Genomic DNA, 20,660 nt, shown 5'->3' with positions numbered 1-20,660 from the left:
ATGCCAACCCCGCTCGTTGTTTCCGACGTCGCAAAAAGCTTCACCATGCATCTGCGCGACGGCATCAAACTGCCCGTCGTCGCCGGTGTCTCGTTCTCGATCAAGGCAGGAGAATGCACCGTGCTCGGCGGCCCGTCCGGGGCCGGCAAGAGCTCGATCCTGAAAATGCTCTACGGCAACTATGCCGTCGACGAGGGGCAGATCATCGTCAGCCACGAAGACGGACTGATCGATCTTGCCAATGCCAGCCCACGCACCGTGCTTGCCGTTCGCCGGCAAACGATCGGCTATGTCAGCCAGTTCCTGCGCACCGTGCCGCGCGTCCCGGCGCTCGACGTCGTCGCCGAGCCGCTGGTCGAGCGCGGCGAGGACCGCGAGGCGGCCAGAGGCAAGGCGCGCGCCCTGCTGTCGCAGCTTAACCTGCCGGAAAAACTCTGGGCGCTGCCGCCGGCGACCTTCTCCGGCGGCGAGCAGCAGCGCGTCAACATCGCGCGCGGCTTCATCACCGAGCACCCTATCCTGCTGCTCGACGAGCCAACCGCCTCGCTCGATGCCACCAACCGCGACGTGGTGATCGAACTCATCGCCGCCAAGAAGGCGGCGGGCGTCGCCCTGCTCGGCATCTTCCACGATCATGATGTGCGCGAGGCGGTTGCCGACCGCATCATCGACGTCACCGCTTTTGCTCCAGGAAAACTCGCCGCATGACCAGGAAATTGTCGGAGACGCCGCTGGTCCACCCGACGGCGGAGGTACACAATTCGACGCTTGGCCGCTGGACCGAGATCGCCGACCGCAGCCGGGTTTCGGAAAGCGAACTCGGCGACTATTCCTACATGATGCAGGATTGCTCTGTCTGGTGCGCGACGATCGGCAAGTTCGCCAATATCGCGGCGAGCGTGCGCCTCAACGCCACCAACCACCCGACCTGGCGGCCGACGCTGCATCACTTCACCTACCGCGCCTCGGACTATTGGGACGACGCCGAGCATGAGAGCGAGTTCTTCGCCCAGCGCCGCGCCAAGCGCGTCACCATTGGTCACGACACCTGGCTCGGTCATGGTTCGACCGTCCTGCCGGGCGTCACCGTCGGCGATGGCGCGGCGGTTGGCGCCGGGGCGGTTGTCTCGAAGGATGTCGCGCCCTACACCATCGTCGCCGGCGTGCCGGCCAAGCCGATCCGCGAGCGCTTCGACCGCCGCACCGCCGAACGCTACCAGGCGCTTGCCTGGTGGGACTGGGACCACGTGCGGCTGCGCGTTTCGCTCGATGATTTTCGCGAACTGTCGGCGGAGGCCTTCCTGGAGAAATACGAGGGATAGCTCCTCACATCATCGTCATTAAGGGGCTTGTTCATATCCCTGACACAGGGTCGGACAGGACGCCATCTCCCAAGGAGATTGCCATGCTCGACACCGTCAGACCCTCGCTCGCCGGATTCTTTGCCGGCTCCAATCCGACCCCGCCGGCGCATCTCGGCACGCGCTACGACACCTCGGGCAATTTCCTGACCGAGCCCGGCAACACCGTTGTCAGCCATCTCGTCAGCGGCTCGCCCTCCGAGGCCGTGGTGCTTGCGGTGCGCGAGAAGATGCTGGCGATGCCCGACGCCGACCGGCTCGCCTTCACGCCCATTTCCAGCCTGCATATGACGCTGTTCCAGGGCATCATCGAATATCGTCGCCGCTTGCCTTACTGGCCGCAGGACGTACCGCTCGACACCAGCATTGACGCCATGACCCGCCTCTATCTGGAGCGCCTTAAGGGCTTCGAGGGCTTCGGTCCTTTCAACATCAAGGTGATCGAAATCGTGCCCACCGGTCTCACCGTGGCCGGCGCGACCGACGAGGACGTGCGCATCATGCGTCAATGGCGCGATGCGCTGGCGGTGCCGTTCGGCTATCGGCACCCCGATCATGACGCCTACGTCTTCCACATCACCTTTGCCTATCAGATCCAGCGCCTCGCCTCCGATCGCGCCGCCGCGTGGCAGGCTCTGTTCGACGATTGCCTGGCGCTTTTCGCAAGGCAGGCTCCGACAATCGAGATCAAGGCGCCCGCCTTCTGCGCCTTCCGCGACATGAAGCACTTCGAGGAATTGCTGGTGCTCGGCTGATCGCCGACAAGGCGCCAATGCATGTCGCCCGAAAGTGGCCCCGGGAGAACGACATGCATAAAGCCAAATACCTGGAGCGCGTCGCATGAATTCGTTTCAGCGACGCGCTTCGGCCGTCGCGCCTGTGGAGCGTAACAAAACTGACATGCTGGCGACATGGCAGGTTCATGTGGCTGCGTTAGGCGAGGGCCTGACGATCAACAAGGTCGGGACTGGAACCTGCTCATGTCAGCAAGCTCTGCCACGCTCGAAATCCGCGGCGTCAGCCGACGATTTGGCAAGAACACAGCCGTCAGCGACGTCAACATCTCGATCCCGCAGGGTCAGATGGTTGGCGTCATCGGCCGTTCAGGCGCTGGCAAATCGACCCTTCTTCGCATGATCAACCGTCTTGTCGACCCCAGCCAGGGGTCGATTTTTTTTGACGGCGCCGAGGTCTCCCGGCTGCGCGGCTCGCCGCTGCGGCGCTGGCAGCGCGATTGCGCCATGATCTTCCAGCAGTTCAACCTGGTGCCGCGCCTCGACGTGCTGACCAACGTCCTACTCGGCAAATTGAACCACCGTTCGACCCTGTCCAACCTTCTCGGCATGTTCTCGCGTGCCGAATGCGCCGAGGCGGTCGCCGCGCTCGAGCGGCTCGACATAGCCCGCACCGCGCTTCAGCCCGCCGGCACCTTGTCTGGCGGACAGCAGCAGCGTGTCGCCATCGCCCGCGCCATGATGCAGCAGCCCAAAGTGATCCTCGCCGACGAGCCGATCGCCTCGCTCGACCCGCTCAACGCCAAGGTGGTGATGGATTCGCTGCAGGACATCAATCTGCGCGAGGGCATCACCGTCGTCACCAACCTGCACACGCTCGACACCGCCCGCGCCTATTGCAACCGCATTATCGGCATGGCCGCCGGCAAGGTCGTCTTCGACGGCCCGCCGGAAGAGCTCAACCGTGAGGCCGTGCGCGTCGTCTATGGCGCCGACAGCAATGGCGCAGAGATATCGGAGGCCATCACCTCCACCAGCGTTGCCTTCAAGCAGAAGATCGCAGCATCCGCCGGACCGCTCGAACCCGCATTCCCGGGTTACTGAGCCCATGATCCCGAAAAGTGGAATCCGGTTTTCGGGAAAGATCATGGGCCGAGAAAGGGCGGTTGGGATCGTCCGCCCGCGTCAAGGGCACTTGTCAAGATCAAGAACGCTGCCGGCGCGGGGCCGGAACTTACAGGAGAGACATCAAATGTTCAGGAAGATGGTTTTCAGCGCCGTTTCGGTGCTCGCCATGGCAACCAGCATGGCCCACGCCGCCGACATGAAGGAATTCCGCGTCGGCATTCTGGGCGGTGAAAACGAGACCGACCGGCTGCGCAACTACCAGTGCCTGGCCGATCATCTGAAGGCCGAATTCGGCTTCGAGAAGGTCTCGCTGTTTCCTGCCGCCGACTATGACGGCGTCATCCAGGGCCTGCTCGGCGGCACGCTCGACTTCGCCGAACTCGGCGCATCCGGCTACGCCAGCGTCTATCTCAAGGACCCGAAGGCGGTGACCCCGATCCTCACCACCAAGCAGACCGACGGTTCCACCGGCTATCATTCGATCGGCCTGGCTCTGAAGACCTCGGGCATCACCGACATCAAGTCGGCCAAGGGCAAGAAGCTCGGCTACGCCGATCCGGACTCCACCTCGGGCTACCTGATCCCGCTGACCCAGATTCCGAAGGAAACCGGCGCCTCGAACGAAACCTTCTTCGCTTCGACCCAGTTCAACGGCGGCCATGAGAACAACATCCTGGCCGTGCGCGACGGCAAGGTCGATGTCGCGGTCGATGATTCCTCCGGCATCGGCGACTTCAAGAACGGCTTCACCTCCGGCACCTTCCACAAGGTCGTCGCCAAGGGCGCCGTCGACCCCAACGACTTCGTCGAAGTCTGGCGCTCGGGCCTGATCCCGAACGGCCCGCTGGTCGTGCGCACCGCGCTCGGCGACGAGATGACCGCCAAGCTCGCCGCCTTCTTCACCGAGCTGCCGAAGAAGGACAAGGCTTGCTTCGAGGGCGTCGAAGGTGGCGATTTCACCGGCTACGTTCCGGTCAAGCCGGACTTCTACAACGTCATTGTCGAAGCCCGTAAGGCAGCTATCGGCGGCTAATGGCGAAATCGAAAAGGGCGGTGTCAAACACCGCCCTTTTTGCATCTCCGATCATGACCCTTTCCGTGACAGCCCCTTCTTTGACAACCCCTTTTGGCGCGCCCCAGCAGATGGCCGATGCCTGGCGACGCCAGACGTCGCTGCGCCGGTTCTATACAGTGCTCGGCGTCGGCGTGCTGCTGGCCGCGATGTTCGCCAGCATGTGGTTCGCCGACGAGGCCAATGCCGGGCACTTCTTCGACCGGCTACCGCATATTCTGGATTTCCTGAGCTGGCTGGTGCCCAAGGACTGGAACGACGTCTGGCGGGCACTGTTCGACATTGCCTCGCCGCATGACACCGGCACCCAGGAATACAATTTCCCGCTCGGACGGATCTTTGTCTGGGGCGGATTCTACATTCCCGAATATTTCGAGCTGATGCTGACCACGGTGAACGTGGCGCTGGTCTCGACCTTCATCGGCTTTGTCTTCGCGGTGCCGTTTTCCTTCATCGCGGCGCGCAATCTGACACCTCATCCGGCCCTGCGGCTGATCGTCAAGCGCTTCATGGAGCTGCTGCGCGTGTTCCCTGAGATCGTCATTGCCGGCCTGTTCGCGGCCATCGTCTCGATTGGCCCGATCGCCGCCATCATCGCTATCGGCCTGCATTCGATCGGCGCGCTCGGCAAGCTGTTCTATGAGATCAACGAAAACATCGACATGCGCGCCGAGGAAGGCCTGCGCGCGGTCGGCGCCAACTGGTTCGAGCGCGTGCGCTTCGCCGACCTGCCGCAGGTGCTGCCCAATTTCATGTCCTACACGCTGCTGCGCGTCGAGATCAATGTCCGCGCCTCGACCATCATCGGCGCCGTCGGCGGCGGCGGCATCGGCGAGGAATTGAAGCTCTCCATCTCTCGCGGCTTCGGCGCCAAGACGCTGGCGCTGGTGCTGCTCTTGTTCACGACCATCTTCATCATCGACCAGTTCTCCGCCTGGCTACGCCGCAAGCTGGTCGGCGAACAGGCCTTTATGATGGGCGCATAAACCATGGCGACAATGACCGCCGAGGAGATATTGTCGATCGAGGAGCGATATCCGCAGGTGTTCCGGCGGCCGCTGTACAAACGCTTCGCTCCGCTGTTCCTGTTCATCGGCATCCTGACCTATCTCGTCTATGTCCTGTGGTTCTTCAGCCTGCCGCAAGTGCTGCGGGAATCGCACTGGGAACGTCTGCCGCTGTTCCTGACACAATGGATCAGCTACGACCTGCAACCGGAATTCCGCCTCGACCAGCCTGAGATCACGCCAAAATACCCGCGCTTTTCCGCGCTTGGCGAGAACCCCAACCCCGACTGGGTGATCAGGAATCGAGACGGCACCTTCACCGTGCTGATCGATGGTCCGGCGAAATCCGTCACCTTCGACAAGGCGCAGGCAACGATCGTGGCCAACGGCCAGACCGTGCCGGTTTCGCTGACAGGCGGCAAGCCGGTGATATCAGGCCCGGTGCCGGACTGGATCACCGCGCACGACGACGAGGTGGTTGCCAAGATGGGCTTCGTCGGCGAGGTGCGCGTCACCGTCGACCGCGTCAAGGTGCGCAAGCGCTTCCTCGGCTGGGCGAATTTCGTCTTCGATACGCGCTCGCCCTTCTTCGGCAAATCAGCGGGAGAGGTGATCTCGCTGATCGTGTCCGGGCCTGAACTGAAGCAGGGCACGTCGAACCTGGCGCTGGCAGGCGACAACATCTGGAACAACGCCCAGTGGCAGCATGGCGACGTTTGGACGAAGCTGCTGCAGACCATCGTCATGGCGTTCCTGGGCACGCTGCTTGGCGGCATCGTCGCCTTCCCGCTCGCCTTCTTCGCCGCCCGCAACATCACGCCGAGCGGCGTGCTCAGCCAGGTCCTGAAACGCTTCTTCGACTTCATGCGCTCGGTCGACATGCTGATCTGGGCACTGTTCTTCACCCGTGCGTTCGGCCCCGGCCCACTTGCGGGCAGTGCGGCGATCTTCTTCACCGAGATCGGCACGCTCGGCAAAACCTACTCCGAAGCGCTCGAGAACATCGACGACAAGCCGCGCGAAGGTGTGCTGTCGACCGGCGCCAACGGCCTTCTGGTGCAGCGCTACGGCGTGATGCCGGAAGTCATCCCGGTCTTCATCAGCCAGACGCTCTACCAGTGGGAGTCGAACACCCGCGGCGCCACCATTATCGGCGCCGTCGGCGCCGGCGGCATCGGCCTGAAATTGTGGGAAGCAATGCGCACCAACTCCAACTGGGCCAACGTCTTCTACATGGTGCTGCTGATCCTGCTGGTCGTCTTCATCTTCGACAACATCTCGAACTTCCTGCGCCGCCGGCTGAGCCGGACGATTCACGACTACAACAGACTTCAGGCCGAGCAGGGGTGATGCCCTCGGCTCCAGGATCGACAGCGGCTCAAAGCGCCTTCGTGGTTCTAAGCGGCTTTCCTCCACCCATTCCTGATATGCTTATAGCCCTCGCGATAAACTGCTTCCGGCGTTTCGGAAAAATCGCGCCACACCTTTGTCGCCGCCGCCAGATCCTTCAACGACCGCCCGAAGGCCTCGATCGTCAGCCAGTCGTCATAGCCGCTCTTGCGGATCGCCGCGAACGTCTCTTTCCACGGGATGTTACCGCGCCCCGGCACGCCGCGATCGTTCTCCGATATGTGGATGTGCACGACATTCCTGCGATGCTTCGTATAGGCGCTGATCGGGTCGGCCTCCTCGATATTGGCATGAAAGGTGTCGTACATCGCCTTGATGTGCGGTCGGCCGACAGCATCGATGTGCTCCGACAGGTCCGCCATCGTGTTGAAAAGATAACATTCGAAGCGGTTCAGCGCCTCCAGCCCGATGGTCACGTTCCGCGTGCCGGCATGGTCGCCGATGGCGCGCTGCGAGGCGATGGAACGGTTCTTCTCGGCGGGTGTCGGCCCCCTGCCGGAAAAGGCGCCGAGCGTCGAGTGCAGCGGTCCGCTGAGCGTCCTGGCGCCGAGCGCGTCGGCGCAATCAACAGCCCATTTCATGTAAGCGATACCGGCCTTGCGCGTTGCCGCATCCGGCGAAATCAGGTTCATTGCCGGATCGCCCATCGCCGAGACCGCGGTGCGCTCCAGCCCGATGCGATCGAGCAGGTCGCCGAGCTTTTTGTAGTCGTCCGGCGTACCGGCGAAAATCGGTATCTCGACACCGTCGAAGCCTGTCGCCTTGATGTCGCGAAGCAGCGGCTCGTGTTTCTTCGAGACGCTGGTCGTCCACAAGAACATGCACATGCCGATTTTCATCGACAGCCCTCCCCCGTCCGATCCCCCCGGATCATTCTTGTTTTAGAGCTTCGTCCACGCCCCATTCTTCTTCGACGATTTCACGCAGGCCTCGATGAAGGCCATGCCTTCGACGCCATCCTGGATGGTCGGGAAGATGACGTCCTTGGCCGGCTTGCCACCCTTCTTGCGCGCCGCGCGGATGGCGCGTGCAGCCTCCTGATAGATATTGGCAAAGCCTTCGAGGTAGCCCTCGGGATGGCCTGACGGTACGCGGCTCACACGGCCCGCCACCGGCAGCGCGCCGGCGCCGTTGCGGGTGATCAACTGCTTGGGCTGGCCGAACGGCGTGTACCAGAGGTAGTTCGGATCGGCCTGCACCCATTCCAGCCCGCCCTTCGAGCCATAGATGCGCAGCTTCAGCCCGTTCTCGTGGCCCGGCGCCACCTGGCTGGCCCAGATCATGCCCTTGGCCGGATGCGTCTTGCCGGTGGACTTGAAGCGCAGCATGACGTTGACATTGTCGTCGAGCAGCCGCCCCGGCACGAACGCATCGAGATCGGCCGACAGCGAATCCAGCTCCAGCCCGGAGACGAAGCGAGCGAGATTGTAGGCATGGGTGCCGATGTCGCCCAGCGCGCCGCCGGCGCCCGCCTGCTTGGGATCGCCGCGCCATGAGGCCTGTTTCTGGCCGGTGGCGGCGAGATCCTTGGTCAGCCAGTCCTGCGGATATTCCGACTGCACGATGCGGATGTCGCCAAGGATACCCTTGGCCACCATTTCGCGTGCCTGCCGCACCATTGGATAGGCGGTGTAGTTGTGGGTAAGCACGAACACCTTGCCGGTCTTCTCGACCACCGCGGCGAGCTTTTTCGCCTCGGCCAGTGTCGTCGCCAGCGGCTTGTCGCAGATCACGTGGATGCCGGCCTCGAGGAAGGCCTTGGCCGCCGGCACATGGACATTGTTGGGCGTGACGATGGCCACCGCCTCGATGCCGTCGGGGCGCTTGGCCTCGGCCTTGGCCATCTCGGCATAGGAAGCGTAGCTGCGGTCCGGATCGAGCCCGAGTTCGGCGGCCGAAGCCTTGGCGCGCTCGGGGTTCGCCGACAGCGCACCAGCCACCAGCACGAACTCATTGTCCAGGCGCGCCGCGATGCGGTGCACCGCGCCGATGAAGGCGCCTTGCCCGCCGCCGATCATACCATAGCGGATCGGGCCGCCTCCCGTTTCCGATTTCGATGCGCCGACCATGTTTTCTCCCTCGTGTCTTGGATGCCCCCTCGCGGGGGGGAGCAAGTCGCTTCAAATTCCCATCATCGCGCGCAGCACTTTCTTGTCCGTCGCGCCACCGGCGAAGTCGTCGAATGCCTTCTCCGTCACGCGGATGATGTGGTGCTGGATGAAAGGCGCCCCTTCGGCCGCTCCGTCCTCGGGGTGCTTCAGGCAGCACTCCCATTCCAGCACCGCCCAGGAATCATAATTGTACTGCGTCAGCTTGGAGAAGATGCCGCCGAAATCCACCTGCCCGTCGCCGAGCGAGCGGAAGCGTCCTGCGCGGTTGGTCCAGCTCTGATAGCCGGAATAGACGCCTTGCCGGCCAGTCGGGTTGAACTCGGCGTCCTTGACGTGGAAGGCCTTTATGCGCTCGTGGTAGATGTCGATGAATTCGAGATAGTCGAGCTGCTGCAGCAGGAAGTGCGACGGGTCGTAGTTGATGTTGCAGCGCTTGTGGCCACCGACCGCGTCGAGGAACATCTCGAAGGTGGCACCGTCGAACACGTCCTCGCCGGGATGGATTTCGTAGCCGACATCGACGCCATTGTCCTCATAGACGTCGAGGATCGGCTTCCAGCGCTTGCCGAGTTCGGCGAAGGCCTCCTCGATCAGACCGGCCGGCCGCTGCGGCCAGGGGTAGAGGTAGGGAAAGGCCAGCGCGCCGGAGAAGGACACCGAAGCCTTGAGGCCGAGATTCTTCGAGGCTTTGGCGCCGAACTTCATCTGTTCGACCGCCCATTTCTGCCGCGCCTTGGGATTGTTGTGGACCGAAGCCGGCGCGAAGCCGTCGAACTGCGCGTCATAGGCAGGATGCACCGCCACCAACTGTCCCTGCAGATGCGTCGACAATTCGGTGATCTCGACGCCGGCATCGGCGCAAATACCCTTCACCTCGTCGCAATAGGCCTTGGAAGACGCCGCTTTCTCGAGGTCGAACAGGCGCGCGTCCCAGGTCGGGATCTGCACGCCCTTATAGCCGAGACCGGCGGCCCATTTGGTGATCGCGGCCAGCGAATTGAACGGCGCTGCGTCACCCGCGAACTGCGCCAGAAACAGTCCAGGGCCCTTCATTGTCGTCGGCATCGGCATCCTCCCTCATTGTGTCGCGACCAAGCATAGCGCCGATTGGAAGCAGGGCCAGCCATTTTGGTCTTTTTGCATCGGGCGCTTTGCAGGCACTGCCATTCTGGTATTACCAAATAGGGGAATTTGGTCAAGCCTGACAATGCATCGGCCGAGCCAATCGGATGCCCGAAGCATTGGCATATATCACAATATAATCAATGTAATAATTCACGCGGCGAGTTGCGCCTCCACGCTTCTTGCCGTTCCAGGCAATTTGCTGTAGACCTCGCTTAAGGCCCAATTGGTCGAACCAGTTTGCAGGAAAAGGCTGGGGATGCCTTGGGGAGGAACCCTTGCGCCGTCTTTCGGCGACGCATGCCGAAGGCAAACGATACGGTGAATTTGGGAAGGACAGACCATGCATCTTTCGACGCACAACTGGATGCGGGCGGAACCATTGGAGACCACGCTCAAGCGCATCAAGAAGTTCGGCTATGAGTCGATCGAGATTTCCGGCGAGCCCGAGCAATACAAGACCAAGGAGACGCGGGCGCTGTTGAAGGAGCATGGCATTCTCTGCTGGGGCGCGGTGACCTTGATGCTGGGCGAACGCAACCTTGCCGCCAAGAACCAGGGCCAGCGCGAGCGCTCCGTGCAGTACGTCAAGGACGTGCTGACCATGGTCAGCGAGCTCGATGGCGAGATCATCACGCTCGTCCCCGCGACGGTCGGCAAGGTCGTGCCGGACGGCACCGAGGAAGAGGAATGGAAATGGGTGGTCGACGCGACCCGCGAATGCTTCACCCATGCCAAGAAGGTCGGCGTCAAGATCGCCGTCGAGCCGCTCAACCGCTTCGAGACCTACCTGTTCAATCGCGGCGCCCAGGCGCTGGCGCTAGCCGACGCGGTCAGCCCCGAATGCGGCGTATGCCTCGACGCCTACCACATCCATATGGAGGAATTTAACGTCTACGACGCCATCCGTAAGGTCGGAAAGCGCTTGTTCGACTTCCATGTCGCCGACAACAACCGCTTCGCAGCCGGCCTCGGCCAGATCGATTGGCCGAAGATCGTTGCCACCTTGAAGGAAGTCGGCTACGACGGCGCGCTGACCAATGAATTCGTCGCCCCGGTCGACCGCACGCCGGCGGCACCCTATCCCGAAATGGTCGAGCGCCACCCGGTCGATATCTCGCCTGAGCAGCTGAAGTTCATCCAGGACCACGGCTCCAGCGTGCTGACCGAGAAATTCTACACCGACCAGATGCGCATCACCGCCGAAACGCTGCTGCCGCTGATCAAGTAGTCGACGACTGTTGGGAAATTTGCCCTTTCGCCCTGACCGGCGGCGGGGCTGGGGAAAGACATGCGCATCAAGACCGTCCAAGCCTGGTGGGTCCGCATCCCGATCGAAGCCGCTCGGCAGCACCGCAGCGACTTCGGCCAGGTGACGACCTTCGACGCCGCCATCCTGCGCATCGAAACCGATGACGGACTGGTCGGCTGGGGCGAAGGCAAGAACGCAGCCGGCAGCGCCGGCAGCTACGGCGCCCTCGTCCATATGCTGAACCAGGAGGTCGGGCCGCAGCTGATCGGCCGCGATCCGGCCGACATCGGCATCATCTGGGAAATGCTCTACAATGGCGTGCGCCACGACAGTGCCGCCCGCGCCGGCCACGCCATGCCGCAACTGGCGCGGCGCGGCATGAGCATCGCCGCCATCAGCGCCGTCGACATCGCGCTTTGGGATATCCTCGGCAAGTCGCTCGGCCAGCCGGTCTGGCGGCTGCTCGGCGGCCGCAAGATCGACCGCATGCAGGCCTATGCCTCGGGCGGCTGGGCGTCCGCCGATGCCATCGGTGAACAGTTGAAATCCTACATCGCCCGGGGCGGCTTCAAGGCGCTGAAGATGCGGGTCGGCGCCATGGATGGCGCCGCCCACGTCTCGGCGGGCCGCGTCCGCGCCGCGCGCCAGGCGCTCGGCCCCGATGTCGAGCTGATGGTCGACGCCCACGGCACCTATACGGTGGCGGAGGCCAAGCGCTTCATCCACCTCGTCAACGACCTCGACCTCGCCTGGTTCGAGGAACCGGTGATCGCCGACGACAAGCCGGGCATGGCGGAAGTGCGTGCCTCCGGCGCCGTGCCGATCGCCACTGGCGAAAGCGAGGCGACGCGCTATGCCTTCCGCGACCTTGCCGTGCTCAAGGCCGCCGACATCTTCCAGCCCGATCCCGCCTTTTGCGGCGGCATCAGCGAGGCGATGAAGATCGGCACCATCGCCAGCGCCTTCAATCTGCGCTTTGCGCCGCATCTGTGGGCCGGCGCGCCCTGTTTCTTCGCCGGGCTGCATGTCTGCGCCGCCTCGCCGTCGAGTTTCACCGTCGAATATTCGCTCGGCGCCAACCCGATGATCCACGATCTGATCGAAGAGACTGTCGAAGCACAGGACGGTATGATAGCGATCCCGGAAAAGCCCGGATTGGGATTCACCGTTTCTGAGCGATTCCTGGAGGCGCACGCGCAACGCAATTGACGATGAAAGAAAAGAACCTTCTCGCGGAACTCGCAGCCTATCTGTTCTCCCACTCGGACAAGGAGAGCGGCCGCACCCCATCCGAACGTGAACTGGCGGAGCATTTCGCCGTCAGCCGCGGCCAGATCCGCGAGGCGCTGGCCATCCTCGAAGCCATGCGCATCGTCGAGCGGCGCGCCAAATCCGGCATCTACATCGACACCAAGCAGGCGAGCGTCGAGGCGCTGGCGCTGTTCGCGCGCGCAGGCCTGCCGCTCGATCCCTTGCAGATCTACGAGACGGTCGAGTTGCGCAAGATCCACGAGATCAAGGCCGCCGAGCTTGCCTGCTCGCGCGCCACCGAGGAGAATTTCGAGCGGCTGCGCGAGATCCTCAAGGCTTCCGAGGAACGCATCGCCGCCGGCGAAGGTCTGGCCAAGGAGGACCGCGAATTCCACCTCGAGATCGTGCGCGCCACCAAGAACAGCGTCTTCCACAACATCTGCAGCGTCTACTATCTGATGGGCGAACAGCGCCTGCCGATCTACTTCAATGACCCCGAACGAAGCGTGCGTTCGCATGCCGAGCATGTGCAGATCTACGAGGCGCTGCTGCGCCGCGACGGCAATCTCGCCCAGGCGCTGATGAGCGCCCACCTGCAAGGGGCGGAGAGCTACTGGAAGGGCCTGATCGAGGGCGGCATGGCGGCTGCGCCCGCGAGCCCGGCGCTCGAAAAGGCCTGACAATGGCCCAGACCGTGCCGAAGATCCTGTCGACCCATCCGCTGCACCCGCGCGCCTCGGCCAGGCTCGCCGGCGCCGGCCAGCTCGTCATCGCATCGGCGCTCGATCCCGCCACCTTGACCCGGGAGGCCAAGGACGCCGACATCGTCATCGTGCGCGCGCCGCTGCCGCCGGCGCTGTTCGAGGGCGCCTGGAAGCTGAGGGCAGCCATCCGCCATGGCGCCGGGCTCGACATGATCCCTATGGAGGCGGCGACCGCCGCCGGCGTGCTGGTGGCCAATGTGCCGGCGGTCAATGCCCGTTCGGTTGCGGAACACGTCATGTTCGCCGCACTTGCGCTGCTGAGGCAATTCCGCAGGGTCGACCGCGACCTGCGCGCCAAAGGCTGGCTCGCCGGGCGCGAGCATGCCAACGCCAACATCGAACTCGCCGGCAAGACCATCGGCATTGTCGGCCTCGGCGCCGTCGGCCAGGCCGTCGGCCATATCGCCGCGCACGGTTTCGACCTCAAGGTGGTGGCAACGACGCGCAGCATGCAGCCGGCGCCCGAGAAAGTCGGCTTCCTGTCGATCGACGCGCTGGTCGAGCAGAGCGACATCATCGTGCTCTGCTGCCCGCTGACGCCGGAGACGCGTGGCCTGATCAGCCGCGAGCGCATCGCCCGCATGAAACCCAATGCGCTTTTGATCAACGTTTCGCGTGGGCCGGTCGTCGATGACGACGCCCTGATCGAGGCCCTGCGGGAGCGCCGCATCGGCGGTGCGGCACTCGATGTGTTTTCGACGCAGCCGCTGCCCTCAAATCATCCCTATTTCGGCTTCGACAACGTTATCATCACCCCGCATATGGCAGGCATTACCGAGGAATCCATGATGCGCATGGGCATCGGCGCGGCGGGCGAAGCCTTGCTGGTTCTGGACGGCAAGCTGCCGGTCAATCTGCGCAATCCGGAGGCGGTCGATCACTACCGGCGGCGTTTTCCGCTCGACCTCTAGCAATCGCGGTTTCGCCCCAATTCTCCGCGACGGTGCGGCCATGTCCGGTCTTCGCCTCGCATTCCTGATTGCCGCAGCCTCGTCCATCGGCGCCCTGCCGGCATTCGCCGCCGCCCAGAGCAGCTATGTCTATTGCGACAATGGGTTGCGCTGCTTCAAGGCGCCCTGCCCGTCGAACAGCGCTCTCGACCTTGCCACCGGCAACATCATCAAGGGTGTGTCGATCGACACCAGCGGACTGCCGCAGGCCGACAAGGCGATAACGGATCAGTCCGACGTGCTTTACAATGGGAAGATCGTCGTCAGGGGTTCGATCGAGCACCGCACCCAGACCATCACCGGCAAGGATTACAGCCTGTCTTGGCTGGTCGCGACACGCATCGTACGCACCGCCAAGGACAGCGAACGCAAGCATTGTTCATCGCCCTGATCCGCAACTGAGATTCACGACCGGTCAGCCGCCAAGCAGCCTCTCCACTTCGGCGGCTATCCGCAGCAGACGCCGGTCATGGCCGTTGCGCGCAACCAGCATCAGCCCAGCCGGTAGCGCCATATCAGGCATCGGCAGCGAGATCGCGCAGAGATCGAACTGGTTGGCGACCTGCGTGTTGCGCAGCAGCAGGCCTTCGACGCGGTCGCGCAGCCCGGCATCCTCGGCCATGGAAACGATGGTCGGCGCCATCACCGGCGTGGCCGGCAGGACCAGCACATCCACCGAGGCCAATCGCTCATCCATGGCAGCGATAAGCGCGGCGCGGCGGCGCAACGCCCTGATATAGACCGGCGCCGGCAGCATCGCCGCCCGCGACAGCGGCCCGCTGACATGCGGGTCGACCGGCACCGACGCCCCCGTCGCCAACCAGTCGGCATGCACTTCGGCCCCCTCCATGGCAGCGATCGAGCCCCGCTTGGTGGCGGTCCTGAACTCCGCGATCATGTCGTCGATCACCAGATCGGCCATGCGCGCGCCGGCCTGTTCGATCTTGCCGAGGCAATGCTCGAACGCCGCGGCAACTTCACCTTCGGTGTCGCCAAAAAGAACGCCGCGCGGCACACCGACCCGAAGTCCCGCGAGCGATACGGCCGCCAGTTCGGTCGGCACCTCGCCGGCCATCACCGCGTCCGCGGCGGCACATTGCGCAACGGTTCGGGCAAGCGGCCCGATCGAGTCCAGGGTGCCGGACAGGGGAAAGGCGCCGGTCAGCGGCACCCGCCGCGCCGTCGGCTTGAAACCAACCACACCATTGAGCGCCGCCGGAATGCGGATCGAGCCGCCGGTATCGGAACCGATGGAGATATCGCTCGTTCCCTCGCCGACGGAAACGCCGGCGCCTGAGGACGAACCACCGGGAATGCGGCTGGCATCGACGGCGTTGCCTGGCGTGCCGTAGTGCATGTTGTCGCCGATCGCCGTGAAGGCGAACTCGGTCATGTTGGTCTTGCCGGTGAGGACCGCACCGGCTTGCCGAAGCCGGCTGACGATGGCGGCGTCGCGCGCGGCGGGCGTAGCGGTCTTCCGCATCAGCGAGCCGGCCGTGGTCGCCTCGCCGGCGACATCGAACAGATCCTTGACCGAGACGATCGTGCCGTCGAGCGGTCCGAGCGTCACGCCGGCCCGACTACGGGCGTCGCTGGCATCAGCCGCCGCCCGCGCGGCGTCGACATAGAGCTTGGTGAAGACCTTTTCGTCGGCCGCGCGATTGGCAAGACGTGACAGGATGATTTCGAGACGGTCGCGGATGGATTGCATGTCGATGTCGGACTCCGTCAGGATGCAACGTCTTTAAGGCAGGCAGCCGGTTGGGCCTGCGAAAGGGATGACCCGCCCGCATACCTTTGCACCTGCCAGCGATAGGAAGATACTGATGCTCTACAAAGGCAGCTGTCATTGCGGCAAGATCGCCTTCGAATTCAAGGCGGAACTGACCGGCGCCATCAGGTGCAATTGTTCGATCTGCTCGCGCAAGGGCGCGCTGTTATGCGCCATCCCGCATGAGAGCCTCACTGTCCTGGCCTGGGGCGATGACCTGAGCACCTATACATTCGGCAACCACGCCATGGCGCACCGCTTCTGCCGCGCCTGCGGCATCCACCCTTTCGCGGAGGACGTCCGTGAAGGCGGTGAGCGCAGCGCCTATATCAATCTCAACTGCGTCGCCGATGTCGACCCATCCACCTTGTCGATCTTCGACTTCGACGGACGCTCGGCGTGAAGCGATTCCGGATTGCCTTACCGGTAGCCGGTTGCGTCGGCGGGTTTGCCGGCGTCCTGGACCTCCGGCACATAGCGCCAGGCATCGGGCCGCGAACCGTCGAGATCGGTAAAGCCGTAGACTTGCGCCAGCCCGCCGCTGGACAGCGACTGCCCGTTCCAGCGCGAGCGGTTCGTGTCCGCCGCCAAAGCGGCAACGGCACGGCCGACAAAGCGTGGCGTCTCCGAAATGATAAAATGCGGCACCTTTGCCGTGGCATCGCGCCAATTCTCCTCGCGCACCCCAAAGGCCTCCAGCATCATTTCCGACCGTAGCCAGCCCGGCGTCAAAGAGACTGACGTGGCGCCGTGTTTGGCAAGATCCTTGGCGTGAGCCCACGCCATGCGGTTCACCGCGACCTTGGCCAGGTCGTAGAAGGGCGACAGGCGGTAATGCTCGGCATTGTATTCGGCCGTGCCGTCGGTGACTTCGACCAGCAGTCCGCCCGGCCGCAAGATCATGAGCGGCAGCGCATGGTGGGCGGTGATCAGATGGGTGTCGATGGCCAGACGCAGCATGCGCAAGCCATTGTCCAGATCGTGCTCCCAGACCGGCTTGTCCCATTCGAACAGCTTTTCACCGCCCCAGATGTCGTTGACCAGTATATCGAGGCGGCCCTGTTCCTTGCGGATGCGCTCGACCAGCTCGCGCACATTGTCGGCCACGAGATGATCGACCTGGACAGCGGTGCCGTTGCCGCCGTTGGCCGTGACCAGTTCCGCCGTCTCCTCGATTGTTTCGGGCCGGGCATATTCGGATTGCTGGGCACGCGTGCTCCGCCCCGTGACATAGACCGTTGCGCCGGCGGCACCGAGTTCGACCGCTATGCCGCGTCCGGCGCCTCGTGTGCCGCCGGCGACCAGGGCAACTTTCCCTTGCAACGTCATTGAACTCTCCCAAGAACGACACCATCGATGAAATCCGAGCTGGCCAGCGCCGCCCGCATCATATATAAATGATCATTCGGTTATATCAGGATGTCAAGATGACCCGGCCCAAAACCCAGTCCGACGAACAGGTCCTGGACGCCGCATTGCGATTGATCCACGAACACGGCCCGGAAGCGCTCACCTTCGAACGCCTGGCAAAAGCCTGTGGCCTCTCGGGTGCGACCCTGGTGCAGCGCTTCGGGAACAAGGCGCGGCTGAAGCAGCGCACCTTGCTGCATGCCTGGGACGGTCTTGACGACAAGACCAAGACGCTGGCGGCCGCCGTTCCCAGAACGCCTGCCGGCGCGGTCGAATTGCTGGTCGCGCTGTCGCAGGGCTATGGCGGCATCGAATCCTATGCCGAGGGCCTGCTTGTCCTGCGCGAGGATCTGCGTGACCCCATGCTCAGGATGCGCGGTGCCGCCTGGAAGACAGCGCTGTGCAATGCACTCGCGGCTTGCTTTGCGGCAACACCCGGCCCGCCGCACGACATCGGCCTGCTGATGGCGTCGCATTGGCAGGGATCGTTGCTGTGGTGGAGTTTCGATCCAACGATTGAAGTCGCCGTCTATGTCGAGGACAGCCTCAACCGCTTCGTTGCCGCCATCACGACGGCAGCGGCCCGAAAACCATGATGGTTTCTCGGGCCGCTGGATAGCTCGGAGATGAAGGACTATTCGGCCTGCTTCGGGCCGCGCAGGAACACAACGATTGCCGCCAGCAGCGTTGCGATGCCGCGATAGCGAAGGCGCTGGCCACGCCCGCATGGGCGACCAGCGGACCGCCGAAGACGGCGCCTCGCCACCATCAGGCCGCAATCCCCGCGGTCGTTGCCGCCCGCCTCGGCTATGAATCGGACGCCGCATTCAGCCGTGCCTTCAAGCGCGTGATCGGTTCGGCGCCCAGCCATCTGCGCGGCGAGGAACAGGCCGACATCCGCCAGGCCGGGTAACGCGTCTCGGCCGTGACGGACGGTCGATTGCACGCTAAAACCCGGGCATGGATTTCACATCATCCGAGGGTGTCTCGCCGGCTCCAGGCGGTCCGCTGACCGACATCCTGCGAGGATTGCGGCTTGATGGCGTCGACTATGGCCGCTGCGAACTTGGCGAGCCGTGGGCGGTGCTCTTTCCAGCCCAGGAGGCGGCACGTTTTCACTTCATCGGCCGGCGCGGATGCTGGCTGTTTTCGCCGTCCCGGCAATGGCTGGAGCTGAAAGCCGGCGATGCGCTGCTGTTGCCGCGCGGCGCCGAACACATCCTTGCCAGTGCGCCGGGCATCCATGCCGTGCCGATCGAAAGCTACAGCATCGAGCCTTTGCAGGACAATGTCTACGCCGTCTCGAACGGCGGCCACGGCGCGAAAACCCTGCTGTTTTGCGGCAGCATGCACTTCAATCTGGGTGGATCGCATCCTGTGCTCGCCATGATGCCGGACATGTTGCGCGCGCGGGAATTGATGGCGGACGAGCCGGGCATTCCGCACCTTCTGGAAGCCATGGCCAGCGAGGTGACCGGCAATCGCGCCGGCTCGGGCGGCATACTGGCGCGGCTGGCCGACGTATTGGCCGCAAGCATTATCCGTTCATGGGTGGAGAACGGTGGCGACGGCACCACCGGCTGGACCGCGGCGATCAGGGATCGCGATATCGGCCGCGTGCTGGCGGCCATTTATCGCCAGCCCGATCGGAACTGGACCGTCGACGCCCTCGCCCGCGAAATGGGTGCCTCACGCTCGGCATTCGCCGAACGGTTCACGACAATCGTCGGCGAAACACCGGCGCGATATGTCGCCCGGCTGCGCATGCATCAGGCGCGGCAGTGGCTGATCGAAGACCGGATGCGGGTGTCCGTGGTGGCCGCCAGACTGGGCTACGAGTCCGAGGCTTCGTTCAGCCGGGCCTTCAAGCGGATCGTCGGCACGGCGCCCAGCCATTTGCGCACCGTCAACGGCACCTCCGGAGAGCCCTGAGGTCGCTCGGACCTTTGCCATGTCGGATTGCTGGATGAATTGCCAAGTCTTCCGGACGCGGTGCCATTGCCGGGCCGACTGCATGCAATAGCTTGCCGTTGCCAGCAATGAGCGGCCCGATTCAAGGAGAAGAGCCATGCCAAATCATCTGAAGTTCGTGACGCTCGCCACCATGCTCGTGGTCTCCGGCCAGGCTTTCGCCCTTGAGGACAGCTATCTTCCGGCCAACAAGATCCCCTATGTCGCCGAGGCTCCAGACCAGCCGCAACGCCTCGGACCGCTGTGGGGCGAAAGGGCCAAGGGCCCTGCAGGCACGCTGCTGAAAGTCCCAGGCAACTGGCGCGCTCCTGTTCACGCGCATACCGCCGATTACCGCGCGGTGGTCATAAAAGGGTTGTGGGCGCACTGGCAGACGCAAGGCGGCGAGGCGACCAAGGTCGAACTGCCTCCGGGATCCTACTGGACCCAGAAGGCCAATGAGATGCATGATGACGCCTGCCTGTCCGACACCGAGTGCGTGATCTTGCTGATCAACGAGACGCCCCACGAGACCTACTTGGCGAAGTAACCGGACGCTCTATCCAGCGTGACGCAAGCTGACGCCACTGCCCTTGTCGACAAGCACCACCTTGTCCGGGTTCCAGGCAAAGCGCACGGGCTGCTCGATAGCGACATCGGTCTTTGCCGGCACCGTGGCGCGCAGCGTCGTATCGCCGACGCGCAGCGTCAGGATCTTTTCGACGCCATGGTTCTCGACATCATGGACGCGCGCTTCGACCGGAACGCCGCTCTCGAGATAGACGTCTTCCGGACGGACGCCGAAGACGAGCGGGCGACCGTCGGTCGCTCCACTCGCCTTGGCCCCCCTGAAAATGGCAGTTCGAACTTCAACGGCGCCATCACCGCGCGGCCGTTTACCAGCTTGCCCTCGATGAGGGTCATCGGCGGCGAGCCGACAAAGCTCGCCACATAAGTGTCGCGCGGATTGTTGTAGATCTCGTGCGGGGTGCCGGTCTGGACGATGCGGCCGTGGTTCAAGACGCCGACCTTGTCGCCCATCGACATCGCCTCGATCTGGTCATGGGTAACGAACAGGAAGGTGGCGCCGAGCTGTATCTGCAGGTTCTTCAGTTCCGTGCGCAGCGCCTCGCCCAGCTTGGCGTCGAGTGCCGACAGCGGTTCGTTCATCAGGAACACGCGCGGCTTGCGCACGATGGCGCGGCCGATCGAGACCCGCTGCATCTCGCCACCGGACAGGCGATCGGTCTTGCGGTCAAGCAGATGTTCGATCCGCAGCGTACGGGCCGCGCGGTCGACTCGGTCCTTGATCTCGGCATCGGGTCCTCCGGTCAAGCCGGAGGATGACGGCGTGAGAGTTGAGAGGG

21 protein-coding genes and 2 pseudogenes are annotated in these 20,660 nt (G+C 63.8%); 17 read left to right on the top strand and 6 right to left on the bottom strand.

The window, feature by feature from the left end; genetic code table 11:
- The 7 genes from phnL (at position 1) to phnE (FJV83_RS19925) (ending at position 6,652) form a co-directional block, all read left to right on the top strand.
- Complete coding sequence (gene phnL, locus FJV83_RS19955; protein ID WP_142884580.1) at positions 1 to 708, top strand: phosphonate C-P lyase system protein PhnL; 708 nt, start codon at positions 1 to 3, stop codon at positions 706 to 708.
- Positions 705 to 1,322: a DapH/DapD/GlmU-related protein gene (locus FJV83_RS19950; protein WP_142884581.1), complete on the top strand. Its 618-nt coding sequence runs from the start codon at positions 705 to 707 to the stop codon at positions 1,320 to 1,322. The genes phnL and FJV83_RS19950 overlap by 4 nt, the downstream gene beginning before the upstream one ends.
- A gap of 83 nt (positions 1,323 to 1,405) precedes the next feature.
- Positions 1,406 to 2,116: a DUF1868 domain-containing protein gene (locus FJV83_RS19945; RefSeq protein WP_095772418.1), complete on the top strand. Its 711-nt coding sequence runs from the start codon at positions 1,406 to 1,408 to the stop codon at positions 2,114 to 2,116.
- Positions 2,117 to 2,341: 225 nt separating this feature from the next.
- Complete coding sequence (gene phnC, locus FJV83_RS19940) at positions 2,342 to 3,199, top strand: phosphonate ABC transporter ATP-binding protein (protein ID WP_095772417.1); 858 nt, start codon at positions 2,342 to 2,344, stop codon at positions 3,197 to 3,199.
- Positions 3,200 to 3,347: 148 nt separating this feature from the next.
- Positions 3,348 to 4,256, top strand: a complete 909-nt coding sequence (gene phnD / locus FJV83_RS19935; RefSeq protein WP_142884582.1) for a phosphonate ABC transporter substrate-binding protein — start codon at positions 3,348 to 3,350, stop codon at positions 4,254 to 4,256.
- A gap of 53 nt (positions 4,257 to 4,309) precedes the next feature.
- A complete protein-coding gene (gene phnE / locus FJV83_RS19930) occupies positions 4,310 to 5,281 on the top strand; it encodes a phosphonate ABC transporter, permease protein PhnE (RefSeq protein ID WP_142884583.1) in 972 nt (323 codons plus the stop codon).
- Between the two features lie 3 nt (positions 5,282 to 5,284).
- The gene (gene phnE, locus FJV83_RS19925) at positions 5,285 to 6,652 is read left to right on the top strand and encodes a phosphonate ABC transporter, permease protein PhnE (RefSeq protein ID WP_142884584.1); all 1,368 of its coding nucleotides are present in this window, start codon (positions 5,285 to 5,287) and stop codon (positions 6,650 to 6,652) included.
- Positions 6,653 to 6,699: 47 nt separating this feature from the next.
- On the opposite strand, the gene FJV83_RS19920 is transcribed toward phnE (FJV83_RS19925), so the two are convergent.
- The 3 genes from FJV83_RS19920 to FJV83_RS19910 are packed head-to-tail and all read right to left on the bottom strand — an operon-like array spanning position 6,700 to position 9,888.
- Positions 6,700 to 7,551: a sugar phosphate isomerase/epimerase gene (locus FJV83_RS19920; protein WP_142884585.1), complete on the bottom strand. Its 852-nt coding sequence runs from the start codon at positions 7,549 to 7,551 to the stop codon at positions 6,700 to 6,702.
- Between the two features lie 42 nt (positions 7,552 to 7,593).
- Complete coding sequence (locus tag FJV83_RS19915; protein WP_142884586.1) at positions 7,594 to 8,781, bottom strand: Gfo/Idh/MocA family oxidoreductase; 1,188 nt, start codon at positions 8,779 to 8,781, stop codon at positions 7,594 to 7,596.
- A 51-nt stretch (positions 8,782 to 8,832) separates the two neighbouring features.
- Complete coding sequence (locus FJV83_RS19910; RefSeq protein WP_095772715.1) at positions 8,833 to 9,888, bottom strand: sugar phosphate isomerase/epimerase; 1,056 nt, start codon at positions 9,886 to 9,888, stop codon at positions 8,833 to 8,835.
- Positions 9,889 to 10,288: 400 nt separating this feature from the next.
- On the opposite strand from FJV83_RS19910, the gene FJV83_RS19905 reads away from it, so the two are divergent.
- Genes FJV83_RS19905 through FJV83_RS19885 form a run of 5 tightly spaced genes read left to right on the top strand, consistent with a single transcriptional unit; the run spans position 10,289 to position 14,553 of the window.
- Positions 10,289 to 11,176: a sugar phosphate isomerase/epimerase gene (locus tag FJV83_RS19905; RefSeq protein WP_142884587.1), complete on the top strand. Its 888-nt coding sequence runs from the start codon at positions 10,289 to 10,291 to the stop codon at positions 11,174 to 11,176.
- A 60-nt stretch (positions 11,177 to 11,236) separates the two neighbouring features.
- Positions 11,237 to 12,406 carry a mandelate racemase/muconate lactonizing enzyme family protein gene (locus tag FJV83_RS19900; RefSeq protein WP_142884588.1) on the top strand — a complete coding sequence of 390 codons (1,170 nt, stop codon included), beginning with the start codon at positions 11,237 to 11,239 and terminating at the stop codon, positions 12,404 to 12,406.
- Positions 12,407 to 12,408: 2 nt separating this feature from the next.
- Entirely contained in the window at positions 12,409 to 13,128 is a 720-nt protein-coding gene (locus FJV83_RS19895) for a FadR/GntR family transcriptional regulator (RefSeq protein ID WP_142877897.1), read from the top strand.
- A gap of 2 nt (positions 13,129 to 13,130) precedes the next feature.
- Positions 13,131 to 14,123 carry a hydroxyacid dehydrogenase gene (locus tag FJV83_RS19890; protein ID WP_185973276.1) on the top strand — a complete coding sequence of 331 codons (993 nt, stop codon included), beginning with the start codon at positions 13,131 to 13,133 and terminating at the stop codon, positions 14,121 to 14,123.
- Positions 14,124 to 14,163: 40 nt separating this feature from the next.
- A complete protein-coding gene (locus FJV83_RS19885; protein WP_142884589.1) occupies positions 14,164 to 14,553 on the top strand; it encodes a hypothetical protein in 390 nt (129 codons plus the stop codon).
- 24 nt (positions 14,554 to 14,577) lie between these two features.
- Here FJV83_RS19885 and FJV83_RS19880 read toward each other — a convergent pair whose 3' ends face one another.
- Complete coding sequence (locus FJV83_RS19880; RefSeq protein WP_142884590.1) at positions 14,578 to 15,873, bottom strand: amidase; 1,296 nt, start codon at positions 15,871 to 15,873, stop codon at positions 14,578 to 14,580.
- A gap of 115 nt (positions 15,874 to 15,988) precedes the next feature.
- On the opposite strand from FJV83_RS19880, the gene FJV83_RS19875 reads away from it, so the two are divergent.
- Positions 15,989 to 16,336, top strand: a complete 348-nt coding sequence (locus FJV83_RS19875; protein WP_142884591.1) for a GFA family protein — start codon at positions 15,989 to 15,991, stop codon at positions 16,334 to 16,336.
- A gap of 17 nt (positions 16,337 to 16,353) precedes the next feature.
- Here FJV83_RS19875 and FJV83_RS19870 read toward each other — a convergent pair whose 3' ends face one another.
- Positions 16,354 to 17,262: an SDR family oxidoreductase gene (locus FJV83_RS19870; protein WP_142884592.1), complete on the bottom strand. Its 909-nt coding sequence runs from the start codon at positions 17,260 to 17,262 to the stop codon at positions 16,354 to 16,356.
- Positions 17,263 to 17,360: 98 nt separating this feature from the next.
- Here FJV83_RS19870 and FJV83_RS19865 point away from each other — a divergent pair, with 98 nt between their 5' ends.
- From FJV83_RS19865 to FJV83_RS19845, 4 genes and pseudogenes are all read left to right on the top strand, one after another.
- Positions 17,361 to 17,939 (top strand): TetR/AcrR family transcriptional regulator, encoded by a 579-nt coding sequence (locus tag FJV83_RS19865; protein ID WP_246691889.1) that lies wholly within the window; start codon positions 17,361 to 17,363, stop codon positions 17,937 to 17,939.
- Positions 17,940 to 18,127: 188 nt separating this feature from the next.
- A pseudogene (locus tag FJV83_RS37075) lies at positions 18,128 to 18,256 on the top strand (AraC family transcriptional regulator); the annotation flags it as partial.
- A gap of 47 nt (positions 18,257 to 18,303) precedes the next feature.
- Positions 18,304 to 19,275 (top strand): AraC family transcriptional regulator, encoded by a 972-nt coding sequence (locus tag FJV83_RS19850; protein ID WP_142884594.1) that lies wholly within the window; start codon positions 18,304 to 18,306, stop codon positions 19,273 to 19,275.
- 136 nt (positions 19,276 to 19,411) lie between these two features.
- On the top strand, positions 19,412 to 19,843 hold the full coding sequence (locus FJV83_RS19845; protein WP_142884595.1) for a DUF4437 domain-containing protein: 432 nt from the start codon (positions 19,412 to 19,414) through the stop codon (positions 19,841 to 19,843).
- A gap of 9 nt (positions 19,844 to 19,852) precedes the next feature.
- Here the strand turns inward: FJV83_RS19845 and FJV83_RS19840 are convergent.
- Positions 19,853 to 20,607: pseudogene (locus FJV83_RS19840) on the bottom strand (ABC transporter ATP-binding protein); the annotation flags it as partial.
- Between the last annotated feature and the right edge of the window lie 53 nt (positions 20,608 to 20,660).

The organism is Mesorhizobium sp. WSM4307, from assembly GCF_007003945.1.
Taxonomy (GTDB): domain Bacteria; phylum Pseudomonadota; class Alphaproteobacteria; order Rhizobiales; family Rhizobiaceae; genus Mesorhizobium.
This window is presented reverse-complemented; position numbering and strand designations above follow the sequence as displayed.